We start from the raw sequence: 16,188 nt of genomic DNA on the forward strand, positions 1-16,188 counted from the left end.
CGCTCTTTACTTAAATATAATCTCAATTAGTTGTTGTGGATGTGCATTAATTAATCCATGAACAATAATAATTACCCATACCTTACGATAACGCGCCCACAAATATCCAAGGAATAGACCTACGATACCAAGGTTCACAATGACCGTAGCTGTATCAATATCCCAATGACCAGAGCCATGTAATGCGATATGCCAGCTTGCCCATAACAATGATGTAAGAAGAATAGCCGGCCAAGTACCTAGTAATAATTCCAAACGTGTTTGCAACCAAACTCTATAAAAAATCTCTTCAAGTACACTATTTATAAGAAACCCTACAAGTAAAATGGAGATTAAAATCGTCGGTTCCATTTTCATTGAAACAAATGGTGTAGAGAATATAGAAAAGAAGTTGAAGTAACCCCAGATTATAATGACAATAAGTGGTGTAAACTGATGCCATCTAATATCCCCTGTTGATTTTACTTGCTTTGGTCGTTCTTTTTTATAAAACAAAAGCAGCATTAATGGAGTGAATAATAATAAAATAATTTTAAATATCATAAACCACAATTGTAATGCCATTCCTTCAAAGTTCGTGGTGAGAAGACAAATCGTGAAGAGGGAGCCACTTAAGAATAAGATAGCAGTTTGAATTATGATGCGCCTTGGTTCAAATTGTTGAAGGGGATTATAGTTTTTATGATGAAATGGTAGGAAACGGACAAGGAGTATACCGACAATAACAGGGATCCACTTGTACCAAAAAGGGATTGTGCCCTTATGATCTCCACTGTAACGAATGTTCGTTTCTCCAATCCATATAAGCCAAAGAGATGAAAGCAAGATAATAAGCATAATGATACCGCCAATTAACTTCCCCGCTTTTGGAAAATAACTGTCCATAGTTATCCGACCTTTCATATTATAATTGTAAGTCAGTTTCTAATTGACTCTATTCGTTGCTTTTTTCTTTAATAAATATGTATGTATAAATCTATTAAAACAAAAAAGAGGGGGTGTGAAAATATTTTCTTTTTTATGATTGAACTTGATAAGAATAGGAGAACCTGCTTTTTTTATAAAAACAAAACGTTTATATTCAAATTGCAGAATAGTATATTTACGCTTCTTCAAAAAAGAGATAATATAAAAAGACTTTGCTTGAAAAGGGGGATTGTAAGTGATCATATCAGATGTACTATACGGAAAATTTGAAGTGGATGCAGTGCTAGAAGAATTATTTTTAAGTAAGCCTATGCAAAGACTAAAGGGAATTCATCAAGCAGGCGCAAGTTACTTAATGAACGAGAAATGGAATGTAACTCGTTTTGAGCATTCAGTGGGTGTTATGTTATTAGTGAAAAAACTAGGTGGTTCAGTAGAAGAACAGATTGCTGGTTTACTGCATGACATATCACATACTGCTTTTTCCCACGTGATTGATTATGTTTTTGATAATGAAGATGAAAGTTATCATGAAGAGATATTTAGTTCTGTTGTGAAAAACTCAGAAATTCCAGCGATCCTTGCGAAGCATGGTTATAACTATGAAGATATTTTATTAGATGATTCGAAGTGGACGTTACTGGAAAGGTCAGCGCCAGAATTATGCGCAGATCGAGTGGATTATACGTTACGAGATATGTATACATATGGGTATATTTCTTTAGAAGAAGTTCATAGTTTTTTAGAGGATGTCATCGAAGTAGAGGGGAAAATGGTTCTTCAAAATATCGAAATAGCGGAATGGTTTACAGAAACGTATTACAAAGAAGTAATCGATTTCTTTATGGAACCAATGAATATTTACGGAAATGATATGTTAGCGAAAACGTTAAAGGTAGCTCTTCATAAAAGGATTATTCATGCAGATGATTTTCTTCTTGAAGATGAGGAGCTTATTTCGAAATTGCAGCAATGTAATGACCCCGAAGTAGAAGCTTTATTAAGCAAAGTTCATCAAAATGTAAAAGTAAAAGAAGATAGAAATGATTATGATTTACATCAGAAAAATAAAGTGCGTCTTATTGATCCGCTGTTACTTCGTGAAGGGAAAATTGTTCAGTCGTCTGTTGTATCAGAAAAAATAAGACAGATGAGTGATATCGCTTATGAAAAAGCGGTGAGAGGGATGTATGTGAAAGTGATTGCGGATTAGCAAAAAGAAGGTATCATCACATAAGATGATACCTTCTTTTTATTCATCTAATATTTTCCACTCATTTCCCCAGTCCTTCATCGCGTCAAAAATAGGACGGAGTGTTTCGCCTTTTTTTGTTAGTGAATATTCCACGTGAGGTGGCATAGTTGAATAGATTTTTCTCTTTATAATATTTTCTTGTTCAAGTTCTTTTAAGCGAAGAGAGAGTGTGCGTGGGCTAATGCCACTTAGACGTCTTTCAAGCTCAGCAAAACGTTTAGGACTATAGAACAAATCTCTTAAAATTAAGAAAGTCCACTTTCCACCTATTACAGACATTGTTTTTTCAATGGGACATTTCAATAAAATTTCATCGTTTTTATTTTCCATATAAACACTCCTTACTATATAAAAGTATAGGTACTATATAAAAAATCAGTACTTTTATAATTAAAGTACTTTCTTTATTATAGTTCTAAAGGAATATATAGGTAAATTACTAATTTTTGAAAGGGGAGTTAGCAAGTGGGTGGGGTGGCTAGTAGAAATTCAGATGTTCAAACAAAAGAGAAATCGGGTATTATCATTTTATTCGCTTTGGCAATGGGATTTATTATGGCAACGTTAGATGTAACAGTAGTAAATGTTGCAGTGGTGAATATTCAAGAAACATTAGGACTGGCATTGTATAGTTCGACATGGATTGTCGACGGATATATTTTATCTTTTGCGGCATTATTATTGGCTGGGGGGTCATTAGCCAATCGATTTGGAGCAAAAAAAATATATATGATTGGTTTAATTATTTTTGTGTTCGCATCTCTTTTATGTGTGATTGCTACAACTGGGAACATTCTTGTTATGGGGCGGGTAATTCAAGGTGTTGGAGCGGCTTTATTTATGCCAAGTTCACTTAGTTTATTAGTAGTATCATTCCCGGATGAAAAGAAGAGAGCTAAAATGTTTGGTATATGGTCGGCAATTGTATCCATTGCTTCTGGTACGGGTCCTTTTATTGGTGGCCTTTTAGTAAATACATTTGGTTGGCGAAGCATTTTTATTATAAACCTTCCAATTGGGATGATTGGTATTGTAGTGGCTTTTGTAATTATTCCAAATGTTTTACCGGAAAAGGAGAAAATAAATGTAGTGAATCATTTAATCGGTATAATTGCAATAACATTATTGGCGTTTACTCTAATTGAAGGTCCAAGTTATGGATGGTCCTCGTCTCAAATTTTAGGAGGAATAGTAGGGACGGTATTAACCGCAATTCTCTTTGTTTATGCAGAACGAAAGTCAAAAAACTCGGTTGTGCCAAGAGTGTTGTTCCAAAACGAGACGTTTACCTCAGCGAATATAGTTGGGTTTCTAATAAACTTTGCTTTATTTGGCGGAATATTTATGTTTGGACTCTTTTTACAAAAAGCATACGGAGCAAGTCCATTTGTAGCAGGATTACAACTATTGCCGATGATGAGTGTATTTGTTATTGGAAATTTATTATTTGCAAAAATGGTGACTAAGTTTGGATCAAACTTGCTATTATTCATAGCGTTATTTATAGCTAGTATAGGATCTGTATTATTAATGTTTCTAGTGAAAAATGTGAGTTATATAGGAATTGCACTCATTTACAGTGTTGTTAATCTTGGAATCGGTATAGCAGTACCTGCCATGACTACAATTATAATGAAATCTGCCGGTCGTGAAAATGGCAATATGGCTGGAGCAACTTTAAATGTAAATCGTCAAATTGGTGCATTAGTCGGTATAGCGATTATGGGAATCATTTTAAATGAATCATCGAATTGGTACAGAGGGGCAAGCTATAGTTTTTTAGTTATTGGGCTTTCCTATCTATGTGCAGCATTTTTAGTTTGGAAGTTTGTGGAGAGGGAATAAAACAAGTAGAGCATCACTTCTAGATGCTCTACTTGTTTCACATTACTGGTCAAACCAATTCCAAATCTCAATATCTCCAAGAGTCGCATAACGTACGTGCGGGGAGTTTTGTAATTTTAATAACTCTTTCGACGGGCCAGTAATAACAATTCCGTATACTTTTACACCGTTCTCTTTTACATACTCATAACGCTTATCTAAGTTCAGCTCTTTTTCAAGAGTCCAAGTAGTTTTACTTACAGTTTTTTTATGCTCAGAAAGAATGCGCATCATTTCGAGTACTTCATCTTCTTTTGTCTTCGGTCGTTCTGCTTCACTATCAGGGAGGTTTATATGTTCTGGAAATCCGATAACCTCTCCGCCATGTAGGATGAAATCTTCCTCATCTATTCTCTCTTGTCCTGTGTCTAAAGCGTACCATACAGGAGTTGGTGGCATTTCTTGTGCTTCAAATGTGCTATATAGAATAGATTCTAATTCTTGTAAAGTGTAAAGTTTGTCAAAAGATATCGCTACTTCTGCAACGGTTCCCTCATGTACTTTTGCAAGTGTATCCCACACTTTTTTAGATGGTTCTTTCAAATGATCACCTTGCTTTATTTTCGGATGAACAAAGGAAAGTTTAGAGTAATTCAATTTGTTTGCCCAAGATTTATTTGTAACAGTTACAGACGATAAGAAGCTTTTCGTTGTTACTGTACCGAATTGAACTTCTTTTTTGCCGACAGTTTTAACTAAATTCATTTCATTTTCTGTACGGAAAAAGGGTTTGATTTTTGTACTGCCTCCAGTGGAACGAATATTTGGAATTGTTGCTTCTAGTGCGAGTGCTGGAATCTCATTTACTTCAGCTAACTTTTTCATATTATTGAAGTAAAGAGAAGATGAAAAATGATCGGCAAAATAGATTGCTATACAAACCGCAAGAACAAAACTAACAGTTTGCCAACGCTGTTTCCATTTTATTTTCCAAAATGGGACATTAAGATTTTGTGGTGGTAGTCTTTTCTTGATCGGTGCACTCTTCGTAAGCAATTCATCCAAATACACTTCACATTCCTCACAAGTCTCTATATGATTTTCTAATTCTTCTTGTTCATCACGTGTGAGTGTTCCGTTTTCGTACTTCTCCCATAGTGTTTTAAATTCTGCACATCCCATCTGTATCACTCCTCTATGTTTCTCGCTTCTTTCCGTCCGCGGTGTAATTCAATTTTCACTTTCGCTAATGAGAGACCGGTCATTTCTGCTATTTCTTTATACGAGAATCCATAGTAATCTCGTAGTAGTAGGACATTTCGTCTTTCGAGCGGAATAGAAGATAAACTTTCTAACCAACTAGCGATCTCAAATTTTACGAAATATTCATGGTCTGTACTTGGCACGTTTGGTAAATGGAATTCTTCCACTGTAGTTGTTTTATATTTTTTTTCTTTTCGATACCAATCGATAAAGGCGTTGTAGGCTATTGTAAATAACCACGGCCTAATTTCTTCACCTTTATAATAATCAATATGGACGAGCATGCGGTAAAAGGTTTCCTGCATGAGATCTTCAGCAAAATGAGAATCTCCGGTTAGGGAGAGAAGATAGCGAAATAAATCATGCATATGATCTGAATAAATGTCTTCTAATGATTGTTTGCGTTTCACTAATTTCCCTCCCTTCATACATAACAACGAAATACATATAAAAAAGTTACAATTTTTTATGGAATTATAGTAAAAAACGTCAAGAATTGGATTGCGTTCTCTTTTATCATAATACATATAAGGCGGGTGAACAGAGATGGAAAGCTATGAAACACAAATTCAAAGGTCAATTGATTATATTGAGGAAGATGTAATGGAAAAACAAACGCTGCGTAATTTAGCTCGCATGGCAGGTTTTTCTGAGTCGCATTTTCACCGTGTATTTCAGGCATTAGTAGGTGATACAGTAATGGAGTATGTTCGAAAGAGGAGGTTAGCCCGGGCAGCTTATCAACTTTCTCATACGGATGAAAAAGTTATTGATATCGCGTTTGAACATGGCTTTCAATCTCACGAAACGTTCACGAGAGCCTTTAAAAAATTATTTCAAATGACACCGAGTGAATATCGAAAACAAGAAATCGAAACACCGATGTATTACAGAGTGAATGTAAAGCAAAGAAAATTAAATCCGTATTTAGGGGGCATACAAATGGAATATCGTATTGTAAATAAACCAGAATTTTTAGTGGCGGGTTATGAATTGAAGACGACAAGTAAAGAAGGGAAAAACCATCAAGACATTCCAGTATTTTGGCAAGAATATTTACAAAAAAATCTTGGGACAACAATTCCCAACCGTAAAGATACGAGCCAATGGGTAGAGCTTGGATTATGTACTGATTTTAATTTAGAAACAGGGGACTTCACTTACATTATCGGAATGGAAGTTACAGACTTTGAAAATGTACCAAATGAAATTGCGAAGCGTACTTTCCCGGCAGCAACATATGCAGTATTTACAACGCCGAAAGTTCCTCATGAAGAAATGGTATCGTCTATTCACCAAACTTGGAATGCAGTATTCTCAGAATGGTTCCCGCATTCAGGATATGAACATTGCGGTGTTACGGAGTTTGAACTGTACGATGAGCGTTGCCACGAAGATAAGAGTGAGTTTGCACAAGTAGAGCTTTGGATACCGGTGAAGAAAAAATAATAGGGTAAGAGCGAATCGTTGGGAGATGGTTCGCTTTTTCATAAAAGGGGAAATGGGAAAATGTTCAAAAAACTAGAATGTGTATCTATACATACGAAAGATATAGAAAGATCAGTTTCTTTCTATAAAGAAATGGGAATGAAGCAAAACTGGATGATAGAAAGAGAATTAGAAGAAGGGGTTATTTGGACGTTAATAGGATTGAAGTTTCCAGATGAGAAAAGTTCGGAGTTAGTAATAAGCAATCATCCGGATATTAATTTTACGGAAGTCGAAGTATTAGTAGAAGATGTACAACAAACGTATGAAAGTTTAAAAGATAATAAAGATGTAAAATGGATTCGCGAACCATTTCCAACAGAATCAGGACATGTTGCAGTAATGGAAGCACCTGATGAGAATGTGTTTGTGTTAGTAGGGAAATAGCTGAAATATGGAGTGACCTTTCATAGTGAGTTATGAAGGGTTATTTTTAATTTGTATAGTAGTAGAGGAAGTAGGTTAGTATTGTCGTTTTTTTCGGTAAGTCGATATATCTAGAAAATCGCTGATATAATTCGAGTTGCGCTGATATAATTTCATATACCGCTAAAACACCTCAAAAAAACGATCCACATAATTTCAATTACCGAAAAATTCTCCCAGAAAAGAAAAAAAGACGCCACATAGCGTCTTTCCTACGAACGAAACGGAAATACAAGAATAATCGTCGTTCCTTTTCCGAGTGCACTATCAACGGAAATTGTCCCGTTATGAGCATGAACGAGCTGTTTTGTAATGGCTAGGCCAAGTCCAGTTCCGATGTTGCTTTCTTCTGTGTTTGTTCCGCGGTAATATCGTTCAAATAGAAGTTCTTTCGTTTTTTCATCCATTCCTTTTCCGTCATCTGAAATGGAGAGTGTAAAGGAATTAGCGTTTTGTGATAATTTTACGATGACAGTAGTTGTTTCGTTATTATGTTTTACAGCATTTACGAGTAAGTTTTCGATAATACGCTGGAACCATTTTTCTTCAATGAAATATTGAATTTTATTTGAGCTCGGTACGAATTCAATATTTTGATTTTGGAGTGTTGGATTGTTAATAAATTGCAATAATACTTTTTGAACGAACTGATTGATTTCAACGTTTACGTGTTGGGCAGGAAGGCTGTTATTTTTTAATTGATACGTTAAGCTTAAATCATCAATTAATGTCGTCATATATTGAGATTTCTCTTTCATAACACTACCAAATTGCTGAATATCACGATCAGTCCAGTTATATTGATTCGATTCGAGTAATAATGCGTAGCCATATATAGAGCTAAGTGGTGTTTTTAAATCATGCGTTAGACCGGTAATCCATTCTTCTCGTGTTTGCTGAAGTACTTGCCTCATCGCATCGTTTTTTTTGAGTGTAATAGAAAGGTGTTCTAGTGAACTTGTTACATCTCTAAACAAACGGAATGACCATTTTTCTTTACCAGATCGCCGGAACCTGACAGGTTTTCCTTTTTTACTAATGGGTTCTTCATACTTTCCACCAGCGATATTTTTAAGCCAGCGCATCGCATGTAATAACGGTTTCCCGAATTTATTACCGTACCAAATAGAAAGAATGACTAAATAAACAAATACGATAAGAAGGATTAATCCGCATCCGATGAGAAACTTCTTAGTAAATACATCTTCAATTTCGTCATCTGGATAGTAGTGATCATTTTTCGCAGTCACAACGAGAAGGTTGCCACTATTTGCATCGTAAAAGCTAGACGTGTTTTCTTTATGATTCCACGGTTCTTTTTCATTAAGGGCGATTTGTATTGCTGAAAATGTTTTTTTCTTTCCAGCTGGATAGGCAAAAACCTCTTCGCCATTTTGATTAAATATTTGAAGTGCTGCTTTTTCTTTAGACAGTAACTGTTTTTCTTGATCTGTTAATGTAAACGAATCCATCGTTAAAGAGGAGTGATCCTTTTGAATTGCTGTCAGTAACGCATTGCTTTTTAACATACCACCATAAATAACAAGTACTTTCTTTTCTTCTAATTCAATTTCCCAATATGTAAATTTATAATTACTTTCGATATGATGTTGTATATATGCGACTAAAGATGTCTTCGTATAAGCATTCGGAACATCATTTGGTGTATTAAAGTGGTAGAGGATTTTTCCGTTTTCATCTACAACTTGGAGCCAATCATTTTTCTCCTTTATTAAATCTTGCACTTCAGATTGTAACGAAATATGCCCATCTTCTGAAGAGATGTATCTTGAAATTGTAAAACTATCAGAATCTGGAATATTAGGTTCGTATAAAGTACTAGTAAGAAGAAAAATTAAATAAGTAAAAGCAGCAACTACAGCGATAAGTAATGTAACTAAAACAAAAACGTGTTGCATGATAAATTGAATAATAAGTCGTTTATTAAAATTCATATCGTCACCCTACTTTGTAACGAACTTATAACCAAGCCCGCGAACGGTTTTTATATATTCTGGTTTACTTGGATCGTGTTCAATTTTTTCACGTAGTTTTCGAATGTGGACCATAACAGTGTTGTCATCGCCATTATAGGCAGGTGCTCCCCAAACTTTTTCGTATATTTCCTCTTTCGAAAATACGTAGTTTGGATTCTCGCAAAAGAAGAGTAGTAGTTGAAAGAGTTGAGCGGAACATTCGACAATGTGACCATCCACTGTCAGTTCTGCAGAGTGCTGATCAATTTCAAATCTTCCAAATGAAATCGAGTGTGATTTTTGTTCGTGTGGTACGGTTTGTTTCATATGTCTCCGAAGCTGTGCTTTCATACGTGCTACTACTTCTAATGGATTAAAGGGCTTCGTAATATAATCATCCGCACCGTATGAAAATCCGGATATTTTATCTAAATCAGATGCTTTTGCTGATAGGAAGAAAATTGGACAATCTGTTTGTTGGCGAATGATTGGACAAATATCAAAACCGGATTGTCCAGGAAGCATTACATCTAAAATAATTAAATCGTAATTGTTTTGCTTAGTTAGAGATAAAGCTATTTCAGCTGATGTTGCAGTTGTAATATGAGAAAAACCTTCTTTTTCAAGAATGGTAGTTAGTAATTGTAAAATTGCTGTTTCATCATCAACAAGTAAAATATTTGCTTGGTACATAAAAATCCCTCCTAATTTTCTCGAATATCATATCATCATTTTGTAACTTATGGAATTTTTAAGGAAATTTTAAGGTTTTCTTTCGCAAAAAATTAAGAATCAAATGATATGATAAAAGTAACATAGGGGAGGAGATGAGTGTGAATCCGTTTCAAGTGATGCGAGCTAGATATTTTTTAATTGTATTTGCACTATTAATTTTAATAGCGAGAAGTAGTGGCGATTTGCTAACAAGTATATTTCATATACAAAATTCTTCTTTTATAAATATCCTTATATTCTATATCCTTCCGATCGTATGGATTTTTTATGAGTATAGAAAGCATCGCATTTCATTTTCATTGTTTGTTAATAAAAATGAAACATTTAACTTGGTGCAAGTTTTATACATTACGATTATGCTATGCATGTTTAGTTACGGGTATCTTATTTTGTATATGTATAGTTTTGCATGGATTACACCGGACTTTATTATGAATGCCCTGCATGAACCGATTATAGATAGTACTGGGGGATATGTATATCAAGTCATTAGGGTCGTATTCATCGCACCAATTATCGGGGAGTTTGTTTTTCGCGGATTTTTACTTCAACGTTTTGCAACAAAATGGGGAACGAGCATAGCGACCATCGTTGTAGCAATATTGTTTGCGTTGTTACATGTTGATTTCCTCGGTGCAGCCATATTCAGCATCGTATTATCAATCGTATATATTCGTACGAAAAGTTTACTCATGCCAATTGCAATACATATGTTAAACAATGCATTTGTAATGGGTGCGTCTTTTTTAATAAGTAGAGAAAAAATTATGAGTTTTGCCGATTTCTCAAATTACACGACATTCTTTCCTGGACTTATTATTTTTATAACAGGATTAAACTTAGTACTTATCTTTTTATTTGTTAATCGTAAATATTGGAGTAAAGAAGTGCCAGTTATATATGCAGAGCAGGAAAAGAGCTTTTCAGATGTAGTGGGGAGTAAATGAGATGAAGAAGACGGTTGAAAAAATATTAAAAGATATTATAGATGCTACGTCTATTACAGATATGTGTGATAAAAGCGTTTGTCATTGGCTTCAACCTGTAGTAGATACGATTGTGTTTCCAGAGTATTACTTATTTTCTAGTACTGATTTAAAAGAAAATATTATTTCTCTTCTTATTGTGTTCGGGGTTTTACTAATATTTGGTCTAATTGTAGAAGAAATGATGAAGCGCATCTTCAGAAAGAATGAAGAGAAGTATATGTGGATTCATAAAGTATTCGAGAAAGTAATGGTGGCTTTCCTTTTGTTTTATGGTATAAAAACAATCATTTACTTTATAGCTTTGAAACATCATTAATTCGAAATTTGAAAGGGATGTATAAAATTATATGAATGAAACGATATCATCAAATAAGTTTTTTTATTTGATTTTACTTAGTCTAGTGTTAATAACGACAGTGAATGTTATTTTGCGTTGGGAGGAAGCTTATTTTTTCATGTATTTAGCGCTCCATTTGTTGGGGATTTTATGTATAAGTGGTGGAGTCGTTACTGAAAAAAAGAATGAAGAAAGCGTTAACTATATGTGTGTGATCGGTCTTGTTTTACTTTTAGCTGTACAAGGTATTATGAAATATAGTTCTTTCTCTTTACAAGATTTTAGTTTATTAATAGATGTACTTCCTTAAAGAGGCTTTTTATGTTATCTAAAAAGCAAGTAGGGTACGTGTTGGTTTGCAAGTGCGATCCTTATTCCGGATTGTGAACCGAAGAAAGTGTTTAAAGATAGGTAAAACTCTTCTTATGTAGAAGAGTTTTTTTATGTAAATAAAAGGATTTCGAGCAATTCACATAATAAGCTTGTTCTAATTTAGCGTGTACGAACTTACAATAATAATAGACAGGCAGCATAGAGGAGGGAATAGCGTGAGGAAGGTTATTGGTTGGTCGCTTTTTTTGTACGTTGGATTTGCGTTACTTATATATTGGTATTTATTTGGATGGAATCATGAACTTATTCCGGACATGTATAAAGGAACAAGTGCAGATCCAGAAACGTTTATGAGTGCGAGAGAGCTTACGCTAAGCCAAGATTATTCGCGCGTGAAAAATTTACTATACTTTTTAGCGACGCCTCTTGAATGGATTATTTTATTGTTTGTACTTGTGCTAGGTATTTCAAGAAAGTTTGAGAAATGGTCGAAGGAAACGACTAAAATAAGTGTTTTGCAAGTTGCGATTTATTTCTTTTATTTATCATTACTGACAACAGTGCTTGCCTTACCGATGCAATGGATTGGCCGGAAAGTGTCCGTTGATTACGGCATTTCAACGCAAAGCACACAAAGCTGGATTAAAGATCATGTTATCGGTTTTTGGGAAAGTTATGCGACTATGTTAATTGTAGTGACCGTTCTATTATGGCTTATCCGTAAATTTCCGAAGAGATGGTGGCTAGCAGGGTGGGCGCTCTCTGTTCCATTTACAATCTTTTTAACATTCATACAGCCTGTCGTTATTGACCCACTGTATAACGACTTTTCGACGCTGAAAAATAAAGAATTAGAAACGAAAATTTTAGCGATAGCAGACAAAGCGGATATTCCTGCTAAACACGTATATGAAGTAAATATGTCAGAAAAAACGAATGCATTAAATGCTTACGTAACAGGAATTGGCCCTAACGCCCGTATTGTAATGTGGGATACAACGCTTAAGCAGTTAAAAGATAAAGAGATTTTATTTATCATGGCCCATGAAATGGGGCATTATGTTATGAAGCATATATATTTTGGCGTTGCAAGTTATGTATTGCTATCGTTTATAGGTATGTTTTTAATTAGTCGTATTATAAATATGTGTATTCGCAAATGGGGAGATACATTGCAAATTTCAAAAGTGGCATGTTTCTCCATTTTACCTTTATTTTTCTTAATTTCTTCTATACTCTCATTTGCAGTACAACCAGCAACAAACTATGTTTCACGTATAGAAGAAAGAGCGGCAGATCAATATGCTTTAAATATGACGAAGGATGGGAAATCTGGTGTGAAAACTTTTCAATATTTATCAAAAACAAGTTTAAGCCAAGTAAATCCGCCTGCGTTAGTGAAGTTTTTCTTATACACGCATCCACCAATTTTTGAAAGAATTCATGCATTTGAACAATATGAGAAACAAAGAAAAAAGGAGTAGCTATTATGCTACTTTTTTTTATAGAGATATAAGTTTCATATTGGGAATATTTATCATTGCTTTTTATTGCGATTTTGTAAATAATAAGCTATAAAATTCTAAAAATCTATATATAAAGGAATAAAGGTGAAAAAATGTATTTTTTACAAAATTTAAAAGTGAAATATAAATTATTAGCGCTTATTTCATTAGCAGTTTTAGGTATGGTAATTATGAGCAGTGTAGCAATTAATTCCATTAATAAGATTAAGCACGATACAGAGGTTGTAGTAGATGATTATCAAAATTCCGCAATTTTATTAGAAGGAATGCTTCGTACACAAAATTCACTAGAATATAACTTACTAGAATTAATTACGGCGTCACAAAATGAATTGGTAAATAAAGAGGGAATAATTGATAATATTGAAAAGGATCTTAAAAAATATGATTCTTTATTAAAAGAATATGATGATGGCGTTAATTTAAGTAAGCAAGAGGATGAGTTGTTTCAAAAGATGAAGAAATCTTTGCCAAGTTATATGGAGACATACAAGAAGTTGTTTGACAAAGCGAAGGTAACAAATGAATCTCAAATGGTAAACGAATTTCAAAAAAACTTAAAACCAAAGGGAGTAGAGTTAGCTGGTTATGCAGTGGATCTAGAATCGTATGTTTCAAACTTAGCTGATCAAGTGTTTAAAGATTCTCAAAAAATGATTGATCGATCCGTTATTACCTTTATCATTCTTGTAGTAGTTACTACAATCGTTATATGTATAGTAAGTTATATTATTAGTAAGCTTATAGTTGCACCTTTACAAACGGTTAGTCGTATGATGGAAAGAGCGAAAGAAGGAGATTTAACTGTACATGGTGATTATACTGCTAAGGATGAATTAGGTGTATTAGTAAGTAATTTTAATGAGATGATTGCAGGGCTAAGAACAAATATGCAAGAAGTAGAGAATAATATTCAGCTTCTATTCCAATATGCAGACGGAGTAGCATCTGCGTCAGAAGTATCTAGTAGTGCAGCAAAAAAAATCACTATGGATATTGAAGAAGTCGCAAATGGTGCAGAGAGTCAAATGCAAGCAATGGAACAAACTGCGGGTGCGATGGAAGAGTTGACACAAGGAATGCAGAGTATAGTCAATACATCATCCTCTGTAAATGAATTATCTGCTCAATCAGCATTAGATGCAGAGAGTGGTAACAAATTAATGAAACAAATGATTCAACAGATGGATACAATCCAAAATTCGGTACATAGCGGTGTGAAACAAGTAGAGACTATGAAAGAACAATCAGAAGAAATTGTTAAAATCATTGATGTAATGCAAGGTATTACCTCTCAGATTAACTTATTAGCATTAAACGCCGCAATTGAGGCTGCACGTGCTGGTGAAAGTGGTAGAGGATTTGCAATTGTGGCAGATGAAGTGCGGAAATTAGCAGAACAATCTAGTGATTCTGCAAAACAAATTGAGAATCTTATTACTCAAGTTATGGGAACAACGAACCATACGGTACATATGATGGGGAAAGTAGATAATGAGGTACAGGCAGGTACACAAGTAGTAATGCACACAGAAAAAGTATTTGGAACAATTACAGAAAAAGTACAACAAGTATCTGAGCAAATTCAAACGGTATCTATGTCTACAGATGAAATTGCAGCGAGTAGTGAGGAAATCTCGGCTTCTGCAGAAGACATGGCTCAAATTTCCCAAAGATCATCTGACCGAACTGATAGGGTAAAAGAGTCTATTCAACAGCAAGAAAAATCTGTTCAAGAGATTTCGGTTTCAATTGAACATATGCATAACGCAGCAGGAAAATTAAAACAAATAGTTGCCCAATTTACTCTTCAAAAGTAGTAGCATATTTGAGTGTTAATAAATATAAAAAAAGCATCCTCTTTTAATAAAAAAGGATGCTTTTTTTATTGCTACTATTCATAGACTTCGGGCATTTTCAAGGCGATGATTTATACATACTAGATTTGTATATTACTTGTTTTTTGACAGTTTAAGAGGTTTATCGATGAGAATTATTTCTGTATTAGTGTTTTTAGATCCTGCTGTTGCCAAACTATTAGACCGGATTTAGATGCAAGTAATAAGGATTATCCTTATATTTGTAGGGATGGCACTAACTTTTCGCGAGGGAAGAGAAGGCGAGTTATCAGTGAAGGGGAATGCTAACTCTGAAATATAAATCATGAATATAGTAACCTCCATTAGGTATTTCATTTACGCGCCAATAAAGGGAAGTTGTAAAGTGAAAAGGAGTTTATAAAGAGATTGTAGAATGTTTTAGTATATAACACCTTAGAGGTGACAACTTCCTTTTTGAAAAAGAAAGAAGGAGGCATAAAGCAGAAAGGTAGTGGAAATATTTCTTCTAGAAGATTTGCATTTTATCTTACATTCACCAAAAAAGAGTACTCCTGAAACAATGAAATTCATTTTATTTGAATGAAATAGGGAGAGAGGATAATGAAGAAAAAAATATTGGGTGTAATGATGATTGCGACAATGGCAGGAGGTATATTTGCAGGGACGAATGTGACGCCTGTAAAAGCGGAAGAGTATCCACAAATGATTGTGTTTGAAGATGTTCCATACGGATTTTGGGCATATGATGCTATTATGGATTTAGCATATCATAAAATTATATTAGGGTATGGAAACGGAAAGTATGGTGTTGGTGATCTTATAACACGTGAACAAGTAGCTGGGACTATTTACAGAACACTTGAGATAAAAGAAGAAGGGCCAGCAGCGAATCCATATAAAGATGTTTCTGATAGTACAACAACTTTTAAAAAGGAAATTTTGGCGTTAACAAAACGTGGTGTTTTTTCAGGGGATGGCCAAGGGAATTTTAGGCCGAAAGCACCAATCTCTAGAGCGGAAATGGCTGTCATTTTAAAACGAGCATTTAATTTTGAAACGAAACAAAAACATACATTTAAAGATATTCCAAAAGGCCACTGGGCAGAAGAGGCAATTAGTGCGTTACAATCTAATAATGTTGTGAGAGGAACTGGGAATGGCATGTATGAATTAAATCGCCCTGTACCTAGAGAACAATATGCTCAGTTTATTAATAATGCGATTATTAATTATCATTTGAAAGAGGATTGGAAATAGAGTGAAATATG

16 protein-coding genes and 2 pseudogenes are annotated in these 16,188 nt (G+C 34.3%); 12 read left to right on the top strand and 6 right to left on the bottom strand.

What is annotated here, in order from left to right; genetic code table 11:
* Nucleotides 1-6 precede the first annotated feature (6 nt).
* Entirely contained in the window at nt 7-885 is an 879-nt protein-coding gene (locus tag MRP26_RS10185) for a CPBP family intramembrane glutamic endopeptidase (RefSeq protein ID WP_197242074.1), read from the bottom strand.
* Between the two features lie 277 nt (nt 886-1,162).
* On the opposite strand from MRP26_RS10185, the gene MRP26_RS10190 reads away from it, so the two are divergent.
* Nucleotides 1,163-2,140, top strand: a complete 978-nt coding sequence (locus MRP26_RS10190) for an HD domain-containing protein (RefSeq protein WP_197242075.1) — start codon at nt 1,163-1,165, stop codon at nt 2,138-2,140.
* 39 nt (nt 2,141-2,179) lie between these two features.
* On the opposite strand, the gene MRP26_RS10195 is transcribed toward MRP26_RS10190, so the two are convergent.
* Nucleotides 2,180-2,512, bottom strand: coding sequence for a winged helix-turn-helix transcriptional regulator (locus MRP26_RS10195; protein WP_064532861.1), 333 nt, complete (start codon nt 2,510-2,512; stop codon nt 2,180-2,182).
* A gap of 135 nt (nt 2,513-2,647) precedes the next feature.
* Between MRP26_RS10195 and MRP26_RS10200 the strand changes: the two genes are divergently transcribed.
* Nucleotides 2,648-4,027 (top strand): MFS transporter, encoded by a 1,380-nt coding sequence (locus tag MRP26_RS10200; protein ID WP_197242076.1) that lies wholly within the window; start codon nt 2,648-2,650, stop codon nt 4,025-4,027.
* A gap of 42 nt (nt 4,028-4,069) precedes the next feature.
* On the opposite strand, the gene MRP26_RS10205 is transcribed toward MRP26_RS10200, so the two are convergent.
* Together MRP26_RS10205 and MRP26_RS10210 are read right to left on the bottom strand one after the other, a co-directional pair.
* Nucleotides 4,070-5,188: an anti-sigma factor gene (locus MRP26_RS10205; RefSeq protein ID WP_064532865.1), complete on the bottom strand. Its 1,119-nt coding sequence runs from the start codon at nt 5,186-5,188 to the stop codon at nt 4,070-4,072.
* Between the two features lie 5 nt (nt 5,189-5,193).
* Nucleotides 5,194-5,697, bottom strand: a complete 504-nt coding sequence (locus MRP26_RS10210; protein WP_242806135.1) for an RNA polymerase sigma factor — start codon at nt 5,695-5,697, stop codon at nt 5,194-5,196.
* Nucleotides 5,698-5,815: 118 nt separating this feature from the next.
* On the opposite strand from MRP26_RS10210, the gene MRP26_RS10215 reads away from it, so the two are divergent.
* Together MRP26_RS10215 and MRP26_RS10220 are read left to right on the top strand one after the other, a co-directional pair.
* Nucleotides 5,816-6,718: an AraC family transcriptional regulator gene (locus tag MRP26_RS10215; protein ID WP_197242077.1), complete on the top strand. Its 903-nt coding sequence runs from the start codon at nt 5,816-5,818 to the stop codon at nt 6,716-6,718.
* A gap of 60 nt (nt 6,719-6,778) precedes the next feature.
* Complete coding sequence (locus MRP26_RS10220; RefSeq protein WP_000473644.1) at nt 6,779-7,144, top strand: VOC family protein; 366 nt, start codon at nt 6,779-6,781, stop codon at nt 7,142-7,144.
* Nucleotides 7,145-7,395: 251 nt separating this feature from the next.
* Here MRP26_RS10220 and MRP26_RS10225 read toward each other — a convergent pair whose 3' ends face one another.
* A complete protein-coding gene (locus tag MRP26_RS10225; RefSeq protein ID WP_001010445.1) occupies nt 7,396-9,138 on the bottom strand; it encodes a sensor histidine kinase in 1,743 nt (580 codons plus the stop codon).
* A gap of 9 nt (nt 9,139-9,147) precedes the next feature.
* On the bottom strand, nt 9,148-9,852 hold the full coding sequence (locus tag MRP26_RS10230; RefSeq protein ID WP_029442109.1) for a response regulator transcription factor: 705 nt from the start codon (nt 9,850-9,852) through the stop codon (nt 9,148-9,150).
* Nucleotides 9,853-9,992: 140 nt separating this feature from the next.
* On the opposite strand from MRP26_RS10230, the gene MRP26_RS10235 reads away from it, so the two are divergent.
* The 8 genes and pseudogenes from MRP26_RS10235 to MRP26_RS10265 all read left to right on the top strand — a co-directional run bounded on the left by MRP26_RS10235 (nt 9,993) and on the right by MRP26_RS10265 (nt 16,177).
* A complete protein-coding gene (locus tag MRP26_RS10235) occupies nt 9,993-10,841 on the top strand; it encodes a CPBP family intramembrane glutamic endopeptidase (protein WP_197242078.1) in 849 nt (282 codons plus the stop codon).
* 1 nt (nt 10,842) lies between these two features.
* Entirely contained in the window at nt 10,843-11,199 is a 357-nt protein-coding gene (locus MRP26_RS10240; protein ID WP_197242079.1) for a hypothetical protein, read from the top strand.
* A 31-nt stretch (nt 11,200-11,230) separates the two neighbouring features.
* Nucleotides 11,231-11,530: a DUF2101 family protein gene (locus tag MRP26_RS10245; protein ID WP_001006050.1), complete on the top strand. Its 300-nt coding sequence runs from the start codon at nt 11,231-11,233 to the stop codon at nt 11,528-11,530.
* Nucleotides 11,531-11,768: 238 nt separating this feature from the next.
* On the top strand, nt 11,769-13,037 hold the full coding sequence (locus MRP26_RS10250) for a M48 family metallopeptidase (protein WP_001233315.1): 1,269 nt from the start codon (nt 11,769-11,771) through the stop codon (nt 13,035-13,037).
* A gap of 134 nt (nt 13,038-13,171) precedes the next feature.
* Nucleotides 13,172-13,951, top strand: a pseudogene (locus MRP26_RS31030) (MCP four helix bundle domain-containing protein); the annotation flags it as partial.
* 156 nt (nt 13,952-14,107) lie between these two features.
* Nucleotides 14,108-14,899 carry a methyl-accepting chemotaxis protein gene (locus MRP26_RS31035; protein WP_404978265.1) on the top strand — a complete coding sequence of 264 codons (792 nt, stop codon included), beginning with the start codon at nt 14,108-14,110 and terminating at the stop codon, nt 14,897-14,899.
* Nucleotides 14,900-14,958: 59 nt separating this feature from the next.
* Nucleotides 14,959-15,239, top strand: a pseudogene (locus MRP26_RS10260) (EamA family transporter); the annotation flags it as partial.
* A 281-nt stretch (nt 15,240-15,520) separates the two neighbouring features.
* The gene (locus MRP26_RS10265; RefSeq protein WP_141241104.1) at nt 15,521-16,177 is read left to right on the top strand and encodes an S-layer homology domain-containing protein; all 657 of its coding nucleotides are present in this window, start codon (nt 15,521-15,523) and stop codon (nt 16,175-16,177) included.
* Nucleotides 16,178-16,188: the final 11 nt, after the last annotated feature.

The organism is Bacillus sp. CCB-MMP212 (genome assembly GCF_022748145.1).
In the GTDB taxonomy this organism is placed as follows: Bacteria; Bacillota; Bacilli; order Bacillales; family Bacillaceae_G; genus Bacillus_A; species Bacillus_A cereus.